The organism is Pontibacter harenae, from assembly GCF_020907245.1.
GTDB lineage: Bacteria > Bacteroidota > Bacteroidia > Cytophagales > Hymenobacteraceae > Pontibacter > Pontibacter harenae.
Genome location: NZ_JAJJWH010000014.1, coordinates 103,838 through 114,641, shown reverse-complemented (window position 1 = coordinate 114,641; position 10,804 = coordinate 103,838). Strand labels below are relative to the sequence as shown.

Sequence of the window (10,804 nt, the reverse complement as noted above, 5' to 3'; positions counted from 1 at the left end):
ATTTATTCCTACATCATACATTCTAAACCACAACCAAAAATTTATGGGATTTGACGTTAGACACACCATATGATGAAAGTATCAATTCAAACTGTAAACTTTTGTTAGGTAAATGGAATGTTGATATTGAAAATTTAAAACAGCTGCTTTTAAAGAACAAGGCGTATACACTAGGCAATATATTTCAAGAGATTCATCAAACTAGTGTAGCAAAGAAATATTATAAACAAGTAGTCAATTCAAAATATTCTGATTTGTATAGGGGAAAAGCATTTATAGGACTGGCTGATGTTTATAAAACGCAATGGGATTCAAAATCTCATTTTAAAGTAACACAAGATGCTTTGAAGATAGCCAATAGATTGAAGGATGAAACTGGTAGGATTGCATGTTTTATCCATTTAGGCATATACTATAAGAGAAAAGGAAGCTTCGGTCAAGCACTCAGAATGCATAAAGATGCATTTAATGTTATCTATAATTCAAAAAGCCTCGATTACATGAATAATCAATCAGAGCTCTCTGAACAACATTATCATATTGGAATTATAGAGCGTGCAAAAGGTAATAATGATGAGTCTTTAAGTCAGCTTTCTAGAGCGGAAGGTATGGCAGAGATTGTAGGTGATGAACATTTATTTGCTCATATCTTAAAGGAGAAAGGATCGAATTATGAAGAGATGATTCCTAAACTTGCTGATATCTCATCTGTAGATGAATTTCGAAAAGAGGCTTTAAAGTTTTACAAATTGTCGCTAGAAAAAGCAACAGCACTTGCTATTCCAACATTGATAATAGAAAACTTGATTCATATTGGAAGGCTCTCTGAACCCAACATTAGAAAAGAGAATTTAGCTAAAGCAGCAGAATTAGCCCAGCTAATTAATATCAGTCATTACCAAGATAAGGTGAAGAAGGAAATGGATAAAATCTAACATAATTCTTCCTCATCATAACCGTTCTTACACTTCCGTAGTCTTAATCAGCAGTTTTCTGTACTTGGTAAAGATGCTCGATTTTGAGACAAAGCCAACATATACCTCACCATCCAATACGGGTAAGTTCCAGGCACCAGTTTCATCGAATTTTTTCATAACGGCAGCCATATTATCATCTTCCTGCACAACGGCACGAGGTTTTATCATCAGGTGCTTTACCTGTACTGTTTTATATTTCTCTGTTTTAAACATAATCTCCCGAACCTGTTCCAGCAGAATAATTCCTACCAGTTTCTGTTCGGCCGTTACCACAGGGAAAATATTACGGCTGCAATGGGCAATTACCTCTACCAGTTCTCCTAAACAGGCATCTGGCGAAATAGGTTGAAAATCGGTTTCAATCAAATGGCGAATCTTCATGATGCGCAGAATGGTGTTGTCCTTGTTATGGGTAAGCAACTGGCCTTTCTGAGCTAGCTTTTTTGTGTCGAGTGAGTACGGCTCGAAGTATTTTACCAGAGCAAAAGAAGTAGCAGACACGATCATAAGAGGGATCATGAGCGTATAGCCTCCCGTAATTTCGGCAATAAGGAAAACAGCGGTCAAAGGGGCATGCATCACGCCACTCAAAATACCTGCCATACCCACCATAGAGAAACTGTGTTCTGGTAATCTGCCAATGTCAAGCATGTTCATCAGGCGCGAGAAAAAGAAGCCTGTACTGGCACCCACAAACATAGAGGGCGCAAAGTTGCCACCGTTACCGCCTGATGATATGGTAAGTGTGGTGGCAAATACCTTCACCAATGCCAACGCACCTATAAAGCACAGCACCAGCCATTCGTTTGTCCCGAAAAAGGCGAGCCAACTATCCTGCAAAAGCTGTTCAGCTTGTGAGCTCTCCAAAAGTTTAATACTGTCGTAGCCTTCTCCAAAAAGCGGGGGAAACAGCATAATAAGCAGCCCCAGCATTGCGCCGCCTACCAATGCTTTGCTGTATACTTTATCCTGATAGGGTTCAAAGAGATCTTCTACCCGATGCACCATCCGTACATAATATACCGAAATGATACCTGCCAATATTCCCAGCAGTACATAATAAGGCACATGGCTAGCTTCAAACAATTCATTCTGGCCAATGTAAAAAAGTATTTCTTCCTGAAGGATAATTCTGGAGCATAGAGCACCTACTACGGCAGAAATAATAAGGGGAATAAAGGCAGCGATACTAATATCGGTTAGTAGTACCTCTATGGCAAAGAGAACGCCTGCAATAGGAGCGTTGAACACGGCAGCAATACCTGCCGCAGCGCCACAGGCCAGTAGTAATGTGCGGTCGCGATAGTTTAGATGGTAGTCGCGGCCGTAGTTAGAACCGATAGCTGAACCCGTTACCACAATAGGGGACTCCAAACCCGCTGAACCACCAAAGCCTGCTGTTATACCACTTGTAATTATATGAGAATACATCTTGTCCCTTTCAACCATGCTCGACTTCTGCGAGATCGAGTACAAAATGTTAGCCGTGCCTCTACCTAGTTTGCCGCCAAAAAAGTTCTGTACAATAACAACTGTAATCAGAATACCGATAATTGGAAAAACAACCAGCCAGTAAGGTTGATCTAGCAAGCGGTTACCATAAGCCAGGAGCATGTGTATGTAATGCACCAGTGTTTTGAGTACCACAGCAGCAAGCCCTGCCGTAAGCCCAACAAGCACACTGGAAAGGAGCATGAACTCCCTGTCGGAGGTATGGCGGCGAAGCCACAATAACGGAATCTTATACTTTTTGTAATGAGGCATAGCCGTTTACGGCAATTAATAGAAAGTGGAGCGCAAATGTAACCAGAACAATTGCGGGGCTCAACCTTTTAGAGACAAAAGAAAAAAAAATATACTAAAACCAACTCAAGCGCTGTTTTCGGTGTTTATATATAGTGCAATTTCAGCATTCAATTTAAATTTTGTATGGCTCCAGCAGATCAAAAATTTAATAACTTGATACTCCCTGACCTCCACGGTCCGTTTCATATTATTGGTGATGTGCATGGCTGCTTTCAGGAGTTGCATGCCCTCCTGCACCTGCTGGACTTTAAAGTTGAATATAACGAGATTGAACAACGTTTTCAGGCTAAGTTGCCACAACACCAGAAGCTGATTTTTGTGGGTGACTTGGTAGATCGAGGCCCTGATTCGCCTGCTGTGTTACAGCTTGTGATGGACCTGGTAGAGCAGGGGCTCGCTTTCTGCGTACTCGGAAACCACGATGATAAACTGTACAGAAAACTAAAAGGCCGCAAAGTAAAAGTGAGGCACGGTTTGGAGGTAACGATGGAGCAGCTTCAGGATCGAAACAAGGCTTTTATTGATCGTGTGAGGAACTTCATTGGTAAGCTACCGCACCACCTTGTGCTGGACGATGACAGACTGGTGGTTGCACATGCTGGCTTAGAGGAGCGGCTGCATAAAAAGAATACCAGAGCTGCCAGAGAACTTAGTTTGTATGGACCTACAACAGGTCAGTTAGATCAAAACGGGTTTCCCGTCCGATTAGATTGGGCAGCAGACTATGCAGGTGAGGCTGTAGTAGTGTATGGGCACACACCTGTTTATGAGCCTCGTTGGCGTAACAACACCATCAACATAGATACTGGCTGTGTTTTTGGTGGGAGATTAACTGCCCTTTCTTATCCCGACTTTCGTCTTACGGCCGTAGATGCCTTTAAACTATACACTGAACCAGCCAGACCTTTTGTAAAATACGCTAAAGCCTCTTAGAGTTTTTCTGAAGCTGATCTTCAACTTCGTCTTTGTCCAGTTCACGCTTTTGGAGGTAGTTCTGAAACTCTTTCAGATCTGTTTTCTTCCATAAAGGCACCTTTTTATAAATAGCAGTGCGTGTAATGGCATGAGCGGCCACTGGAGAAGTAATCAGTGTAAAAAATAGGATAGCGAGTATCTTAAGCATTATCTCGGTATCGTTAAAGTATACGCCAATACCTATCACAATCATACCCATCCCCAGTGTAGCTCCTTTCGTGATGGCAGACATGCGGGTATAAAAATCAGGGAGACGCAGCAATCCTATCGAAGCGACGAGCATAAAAAATACACCCGCCAATATAAATGCGCTGCTAATGATTTCTTTAACAAATTCCAGATCTATATCCATTAGTTATTTCTTCTCAACATGTAGTAGGTAAAAGAGATGGAGCCAAGAAAGCCAAACAACGACAGAATCAATGCCACATCAATCAGCTCAAAATCTCTGGTAAGTTTGCTGTAGATGACTATAATGCCTATCACATTCGCTACAATTAAATCGAAGGCCGTGATGCGGTCTAGCAGGCTTGGGCCCATGGCAAACCTTATAGCCGCTAGCAGCAGACAAACGCCCAAAACAAAAAAAGCAATTAGAAGTGTCGTATCGAAAATATTCATCGGGTTATCGCTAAAATTCTTTTTTCAAATCCGTCCTTTAACTCCTTCTTAATGCTTTCAACTTTTTCATCGTCTGCATAAAGTAGGTGCACATAAAGCTCCTTGCGGTCTTCTGAAACATCTACGCTTAAAGAGCCAGGTGTAAGCGTGAGCATATTCGCCAGCAGGCTTATTTCTAAATCGGTAGATGCTTTAAGAGGTAAGGCAATAATAGAAGGGTTCATAAAGTAACGGGGAGTTATAATATCATAGGCTATTTTTAGGTTAGCCATGATCAGTTCTTTCAGAAAGAAAAAGAACAGGCCCAGCACCTTCGGGATTTTCCTGAAGTAGTTTCTGTCGTATAAAATCGAGCTCAGCCACAGAAAGGTGAAAGCGACAAGAAACACTAGTATGGTCATGGCTGCACTATCGTCAAACCAGTTAAGTTTACCTATAGCCCAGGTTACGGCATAAGCCGCTATGGCAAAGTGTATGAGAAAAGTATTCATGACGCAGTATCGAGCTTAGTTATTGTTTAATACGGCATTAATGTACATTTCGCTATTTAGTAGCTGTTCAGCGGCACGCATGGTAATGTCAATAAAGGGCTCAGCATAAATACCCAGCGCTACAATACATGCCAACAGCATCAGCATAGGCAACTGCAGCATGTTTTTCAATGGCTGCACAGGCAGTAATGTTTGAATGTTCTCTGGCCTTTCCTTCAGAAAAACCTGGTTCCATATTTTTGTCAGGTAGATAATAGTGACAACGCCAGCAGCCAGGGAAACACCTGCTAACGTATAAAACCCACTCTCGAAGCCAGCTTTAGCTAACATAAACTTACCCCAGAAACCTGAGAAAGGCGGAATGCCCGCCAATGAAAGCGCAGACACAAAAAAGATGATGGCCAGCAGCGGGTGCTTCTTATAAACACCTCCCAGATGCCTGAACTTAAAGCTTCCCTGTGCCTGTGCTACGGCACCACCAACCATAAACAAATTCGTTTTCACAAGCATGTTATGCATGATAAAATATATGGTTCCTGCTAAGGCTAAGGGAGTGAAAATGACAAGCCCCATCAGCATATAGCCTATTTGGCTCACGATGCTAAAGGAGAGTACTTTTCTGTAATCATTCTGTGTAGCTGCTCCCAATACACCTACTACCATGGTTAGTCCTGCCATAATCAGCAGCACGTACATGGTAAAACCAGGCTCTACTTTAAATACCAAAGTAAATAGCCTAACCAGCACATATAAGCCCACTTTAGTGAGTAGGCCAGCTATAATAGCGGAAACAGCAATGGGAGGCGTGTGGTAAGAAGCAGGTAGCCAGAAGAAAAGTGGGAAAGCAGCTGCCTTTATACCAACACTAACTATAAAAAACATACTGGCTACAACAAACAAGCCCTGCAACTGTGGCATAGTTTGCGCCTGTACGGCAATTTGAGCTAGATTAAGCGAACCAGTCATACCATAGATGGTACCGATGCCTACCAGCAATAAGCCAGAGGCAATTAGGTTGATGGTAACATACTTCAGGGCTCCTTCCAGTTGTTCTTTTGTGCCGCCTATGGTTATAAGCACAAAGGCACAAATCAACAGTATCTCAAACCAGACATACAGGTTAAATAAGTCCCCTGTTAGCAAGGTGCCCCCGATACCCATTTGCATAACCATCACCACAGGATAGTAGCCGTAGCGGATACGAGGTTTATCTAAGTCATAAAAAGAATAGATAATAACGGCTAGGCCCGCTAAAGAACCTGCTACCAATAAGAGGCAGCTTAGCATATCGGCCACTAAGGTGATACCATAAGGTGCTGGCCAGCCTCCCATTTGTATATTCACTATCTCGTGCAGTGCTACATGCCTGTAGAGCATAAAGGCACTCGCCAATAAACCTAGTTGAGTTAACAGGGCGATGATTTTTTGAGCAGTAACTTTTCGCCAACAAAAAATGCAGAGGATGGCACCAATAAAAGGTACCAGTATCGGTAGTAGTAGTAGCAAGTGATCTTCTAGCTGCATTGAGGTTATTTTTCTGTTGAATCAATTTTGTCTGTGTTGTTTAGCTCGTCAATATCATCGGTGCCCGCTACCTGGTAGAGCCTTTTTACCAGTACTATAGCAAAGGCCTGCAAACCGAACCCAATTACAATGGCTGTCAGAATCAGGGCCTGTGGAACGGGGTCTGCAAATGGCTCTAAAGCTATTTCAGCATCGGAAGGAATAATGGCACTTTTTTCACGCGTAAGCCTACCTATGGCAAACACATATAGGTTGCTGGCAAGGCCAAATATCATTAAGCCGACAATCAGTTTAAACAAGTGTCGGTGTAGTATTAGGTATAGAGAGGCAGCGAATAGTAAGCCTACTGCAACTGTAAAAATTAGATCCATCGTTTTATTCTTTCGACATTACCAAGGTGATTTTTAGCACTACGGCAGCTACGAGCAGGTAAACGCCTATATCAAAAAGAAGCGTTGTGCCTACTTTGCCTATCAGTGGCAATTGTGCTTTTGCCCACAGCCCTGTCAGAAAAGCCTCTCCAGAAAAAAGAGGTATGAGGCCGGCAAGCAGCGATAAAGACAAACCCACAGGTATAATATGCAGTGGCTCAATCACAAACTGTTTTACAAGTACTTTATCTGCATCAGGCCGTGAATACCAAGGTACAAGGCCGCGCAAGCGATACCCTATATTTCGCAAATAATAATTCATATCAGACTCCTGTTCATTCCGCCTAAGCGAGTAAACGCGCTTCAGGAAAAGCTTGTCATGAGTTTCATCTGCTCCATGTATCAGCACATGAAAGATAAAAGGAATAACTAAAATCAACCCCCCGATAAATCCGCCGCCAGGGTGGTTGTGCCCCCTGATAAGTATATAAAATGAAAAGAAAATAAACAGCGGGAAAAACAGTCTAAGTGCTGCTGAGATTATAATGGTTTTCATAACTGATCTCCTTTCTCTGGATATAGCTTCAGCAGCGAAAAAATACCAATGACTGCGATTGCCAGCACGGTTATTTCTCCCATTGTGTCGAAAGCTCTGTAGTCTACCAGTATAACGTTTACAATGTTCCTGCCTTTGGCCTCAAGCCAACTTGTGGCCCCAAAATAAGCCTTCAGCTCTGAATCTAGTGGGAACTGCCGCACCATAACTAGCACATAGGCCATTGTGGCTCCAAAAAGCACAGACAAGGACAGGTAAAATGCATTGGTTTTATATTTTACCAATGGAACAAACGGAGGCAGTTTATGCAAGACCAGCACAAACAGTACGGCCGTAAGTGTTTCAACCAGAAACTGAGTAGCCGCCAAGTCAGGAGCGCCAAAGAAGATATAAGACAGGGCAATGGCATAGCCTACTAAGCTCATAGTTGTAATGGCAATTAGTCGTGAGTTTGTCAGACACACGAAAATGGTGGCTGGCACCATGAGCAGAATTAGGATGTATTCATTCAGTTCGATGTCGCTGAGGGCGGCTATGAACGTGTCTGGCGTTACCACTCGGTATAGTTCTTCCTGCCAAATTGCCCCTACAACAAGTACTATAAAAGTCATGATGATAACAGCCACATAATAGCGTAGGGAGCCTGACTGTACCGATTCGATGAATCCTTTGCTACCAATAGAAAGGCTGTTTTTAAGCGTATAGTAAAGCTCACCAGGCCCTATTTTGTACAGCCTCTCTAGGTGTACAGGCCAGGTAGTAAAAATATTGGTGAAGGCATAAAACACGATACCCAGTATAATGGTGAGTATGGTTAACATCAGGATGGGGTTAAACCCATGCCAAAGTGCGAGATGTAGGTGTACTTCGGAACCTGCCACGGCACCTGCAGCGGCACTCAGAATAGGTGCAACTGTTATGTTCGGAAGTATACCAAATACGAGACCTGCTATACCTAGTAGGAGCGGTGGTAACCACAGAAATGTTTCGGGTTTGTGTGCGATGTGCGTTGCTTCATTTGCTGATTTACGAAAGAAAATGCCGTAGCCTAAACGTACAGCCACCGCCACAAAAGCAATTCCAGAGAAAACGATAGCAGCTGTTAGTGGTACTGCAAAACGTGGGGCTTCGAATGCTCCTTCATAAAGCAACTCTTTTCCCAGAAAGCCAAAGAAAGGAATCATGCCTGCCATGGATAAGGCAGAAAGTACAGCGGCGGCAGAAAGCAAAGGCATGCGCTTGCCAAGCAGGTGCAGTTTGGTTGTGTCGCGGGTGCCTGTGGCATGGTCTACCGTTCCTGCAATCATGAAAAGGGCGCCTTTATAAAGTGCATGAGCAAGCAGGAAAACCAGCATGGCCTCTAAAGCAAACGTAGAACCGATACCGATAAGGGTAACTAAACTACCCAGTGCACTGATGGTGGTATAAGCCAGTATGGCTTTAAGGTCGAGTTGCTGCAGTGCAAGAAAGGCACCTACTACAGCTGTTGTGGCACCTACGGCCATGATCGTGTAGTTCCAGACTTCGGTGCCGCCCAGCATGGGAGAAAAGCGAGCCAGCAGATACACACCAGCCTTCACCATAGTAGCTGAGTGCAGGTAAGCACTTACAGGCGTAGGAGCTGCCATAGCATTTGGTAGCCACACATGAAACGGAAACTGTGCCGATTTTGTAAAGGCTCCCAGCATAATCAGCAGCACGATAGGGAGGTAAAAACTGTGATTTAGCAGGTCAGGTCGCTGTTGCAGCAGCTCTATAAATGAAAAAGAGTCTCCAGCTATACCTAACAATATTAACCCAGCCATTAAACAAAGTCCGCCCCCGTTGGTGATCAGCAAAGCCTGTAGGGCAGAAGCCCTCGAGACCTCATACTTATGCTTATAACTAATGAGCAGATAAGAACTGATACTGGTAAGCTCCCAGAAAACAAGCAGGCACAATATATTGCTCGAAAGCACTACTCCAAGCATGGCCGTCATAAACAAAGTCAGGTAAAGGTAAAACCTGCCAAGGTGTGAATCGCCCTTTAGATAAGCACCTGCATAAGCCATGACCAACACGCCAAAGCTGGTAATAAGCAGCGCAAAAAATAGCCCCAGCCCATCCAGCATAAACTGTAGGTTTATACCCAAAGAAGGTATCCAGCTATATTCCTGCATAACAAGCTGCCCCGCCACAACAGGTGAAATAAAGGTGCAGAAATAGGCAAACAGTACAGCAGGTAGCACTACCATCGGAACAGAAATGAACCTGCCCAGCAGACGATATAACAGTGGCGCTGCAAACGCTAAAATAAGCCCTGCAAGAATAGTGTAAAGCATGAATTTACCGAATGTTTGTAAAGGTTATACTGCTTGTTCCGTACGTTATATTAAACACTAAGTACCCGCCTGCGCAAAATTGGTTGCATTTGGAAGAAAAGGGAAGATTAAATGCGGAGGTAGTAAAGGTATCATACTTAAAACATATAACTGTTGTAGACATGAATACACTAACTAAAATACTGGTTGGACTGGACCTTTCTGAACTGGATGAAACGCTTATTCAGTATGCTGCTTTTTTGTGTAGCCAGTCTGCCATAGAGGAGGTCGTGTTTGTACATGCCGAGAAGAATATGGACATACCGCCTGAAGTTATTGAAGGAATGCCTCCCATGCAATCGCCCGAAGAATCTCTTGAACTGGTAATAGAGCAGAAAGTTGAGCAGTATTTTAAGCAGGTGCCAGGGGTGCAGGTTAGAGTGCATGTTGTAGAAGGATCGCCTGCAAATCTGTTAAAGCTCTCTAAGGAAGCAGAGGTTAACTTAATGCTGCTAGGGCGAAAACTGCGGCTGAAAGGGAGCGGAGACTTATCGCAAAAATTACTCAGATCGGGTAAGGTCAGTATAATGTTCATTCCTGAAAACACAGTGCCTAGGCTGCAGCGTGTTGTGGTCAGTGTAGATTTTTCTGAGTACTCTATGATGGCTCTTGAAAGGCTGCTCCAATCTGCCTTGGTTGTACCTGCCATGGAAATTGTTTGTTTACATGCCTACGAAGTACCGACAGGATACATCACCTTAGGAGAAAGCTACCAAAAGTTTGATGAGCGTATGAAAGGCTTTGCCTCAACAAAATTTGAACAAGTGTTAGAGCGTTTCCCAGAACTTAAAAGCCGTGCTTCTCTGAAGCTGGTGCGTCAGGAAAACGATGACGACATTGGTGAGTTGATTGTAATGGAAGCAAAACGTGCCCAAGCTGATATGCTGGTTGTAGGTGCAAAAGGTAAAACTGCCGCAGCAGTTTTTATGTTGGGGAGCGTTACAGGAAAAATACTACGCCACAACCATGACATTCCACTTCTTGTGTTTAAAAATCCTGCGGAAAGAGTTGGATTGATGGATGTCCTACTTGGCAGCAGTGAATAATCTTTATGCTACATGCATGCTCGGTACAGTAGGCTTATTGTCATGATGACTGAGTTTCAAAAAAAGTTAAAGCCAGC

Annotated in this window: 11 protein-coding genes; 3 read left to right on the top strand and 8 right to left on the bottom strand. The window is 43.3% G+C overall.

All coding sequences use genetic code 11. From position 1 onward, the window contains the following. Positions 1-50: 50 nt before the first annotated feature. Positions 51-935, top strand: a complete 885-nt coding sequence (locus LN893_RS09680; protein WP_229969613.1) for a hypothetical protein — start codon at positions 51-53, stop codon at positions 933-935. Positions 936-962: 27 nt separating this feature from the next. Here LN893_RS09680 and LN893_RS09675 read toward each other — a convergent pair whose 3' ends face one another. Beyond that, complete coding sequence (locus LN893_RS09675) at positions 963-2,741, bottom strand: chloride channel protein (RefSeq protein ID WP_229969612.1); 1,779 nt, start codon at positions 2,739-2,741, stop codon at positions 963-965. A gap of 165 nt (positions 2,742-2,906) precedes the next feature. Here LN893_RS09675 and LN893_RS09670 point away from each other — a divergent pair, with 165 nt between their 5' ends. After that, positions 2,907-3,716: a metallophosphoesterase gene (locus LN893_RS09670; RefSeq protein WP_229969611.1), complete on the top strand. Its 810-nt coding sequence runs from the start codon at positions 2,907-2,909 to the stop codon at positions 3,714-3,716. Here LN893_RS09670 and mnhG read toward each other — a convergent pair. From mnhG to mbhE, 7 genes are read right to left on the bottom strand one after another with little or no spacing between them, the layout of a single operon-like run. Further along, a complete protein-coding gene (gene mnhG, locus LN893_RS09665; RefSeq protein WP_229969610.1) occupies positions 3,703-4,110 on the bottom strand; it encodes a monovalent cation/H(+) antiporter subunit G in 408 nt (135 codons plus the stop codon). The genes LN893_RS09670 and mnhG overlap by 14 nt on opposite strands. Then, positions 4,110-4,379 carry an MrpF/PhaF family protein gene (locus LN893_RS09660; protein WP_229969609.1) on the bottom strand — a complete coding sequence of 90 codons (270 nt, stop codon included), beginning with the start codon at positions 4,377-4,379 and terminating at the stop codon, positions 4,110-4,112. The genes mnhG and LN893_RS09660 overlap by 1 nt, the downstream gene beginning before the upstream one ends. After that, positions 4,376-4,870, bottom strand: a complete 495-nt coding sequence (locus LN893_RS09655; protein WP_229969608.1) for a Na+/H+ antiporter subunit E — start codon at positions 4,868-4,870, stop codon at positions 4,376-4,378. The genes LN893_RS09660 and LN893_RS09655 overlap by 4 nt, the downstream gene beginning before the upstream one ends. A 15-nt stretch (positions 4,871-4,885) precedes the next feature. Continuing rightward, a complete protein-coding gene (locus LN893_RS09650) occupies positions 4,886-6,394 on the bottom strand; it encodes a proton-conducting transporter transmembrane domain-containing protein (protein ID WP_229969607.1) in 1,509 nt (502 codons plus the stop codon). Between the two features lie 5 nt (positions 6,395-6,399). Further along, positions 6,400-6,765 (bottom strand): Na+/H+ antiporter subunit C, encoded by a 366-nt coding sequence (locus tag LN893_RS09645; RefSeq protein ID WP_229969606.1) that lies wholly within the window; start codon positions 6,763-6,765, stop codon positions 6,400-6,402. A 4-nt stretch (positions 6,766-6,769) separates the two neighbouring features. Further along, the gene (locus LN893_RS09640; protein ID WP_229969605.1) at positions 6,770-7,321 is read right to left on the bottom strand and encodes an MnhB domain-containing protein; all 552 of its coding nucleotides are present in this window, start codon (positions 7,319-7,321) and stop codon (positions 6,770-6,772) included. After that, positions 7,318-9,642 (bottom strand): hydrogen gas-evolving membrane-bound hydrogenase subunit E, encoded by a 2,325-nt coding sequence (gene mbhE / locus LN893_RS09635; protein WP_229969604.1) that lies wholly within the window; start codon positions 9,640-9,642, stop codon positions 7,318-7,320. Before mbhE ends, LN893_RS09640 begins: the two co-directional genes overlap by 4 nt. Positions 9,643-9,803: 161 nt before the next feature. Here mbhE and LN893_RS09630 point away from each other — a divergent pair, with 161 nt between their 5' ends. Further along, a complete protein-coding gene (locus tag LN893_RS09630) occupies positions 9,804-10,727 on the top strand; it encodes a universal stress protein (protein ID WP_229969603.1) in 924 nt (307 codons plus the stop codon). The last annotated feature ends 77 nt before the right edge of the window (positions 10,728-10,804 follow it).

Bases quoted from the DNA above. Each gene is read 5' to 3' on its own strand.
- mbhE (WP_229969604.1), bottom strand. From the start codon at position 9,642: ATGCTTTACACTATTCTTGCAGGGCTTATTTTAGCGTTTGCAGCGCCA.
- LN893_RS09630 (WP_229969603.1), top strand. From the start codon at position 9,804: ATGAATACACTAACTAAAATACTGGTTGGACTGGACCTTTCTGAACTG.
- mnhG (WP_229969610.1), bottom strand. From the start codon at position 4,110: ATGGATATAGATCTGGAATTTGTTAAAGAAATCATTAGCAGCGCATTT.
- LN893_RS09650 (WP_229969607.1), bottom strand. From the start codon at position 6,394: ATGCAGCTAGAAGATCACTTGCTACTACTACTACCGATACTGGTACCT.
- LN893_RS09670 (WP_229969611.1), top strand. From the start codon at position 2,907: ATGGCTCCAGCAGATCAAAAATTTAATAACTTGATACTCCCTGACCTC.
- LN893_RS09675 (WP_229969612.1), bottom strand. From the start codon at position 2,741: ATGCCTCATTACAAAAAGTATAAGATTCCGTTATTGTGGCTTCGCCGC.
- LN893_RS09640 (WP_229969605.1), bottom strand. From the start codon at position 7,321: ATGAAAACCATTATAATCTCAGCAGCACTTAGACTGTTTTTCCCGCTG.
- LN893_RS09645 (WP_229969606.1), bottom strand. From the start codon at position 6,765: ATGGATCTAATTTTTACAGTTGCAGTAGGCTTACTATTCGCTGCCTCT.
- LN893_RS09655 (WP_229969608.1), bottom strand. From the start codon at position 4,870: ATGAATACTTTTCTCATACACTTTGCCATAGCGGCTTATGCCGTAACC.
- LN893_RS09660 (WP_229969609.1), bottom strand. From the start codon at position 4,379: ATGAATATTTTCGATACGACACTTCTAATTGCTTTTTTTGTTTTGGGC.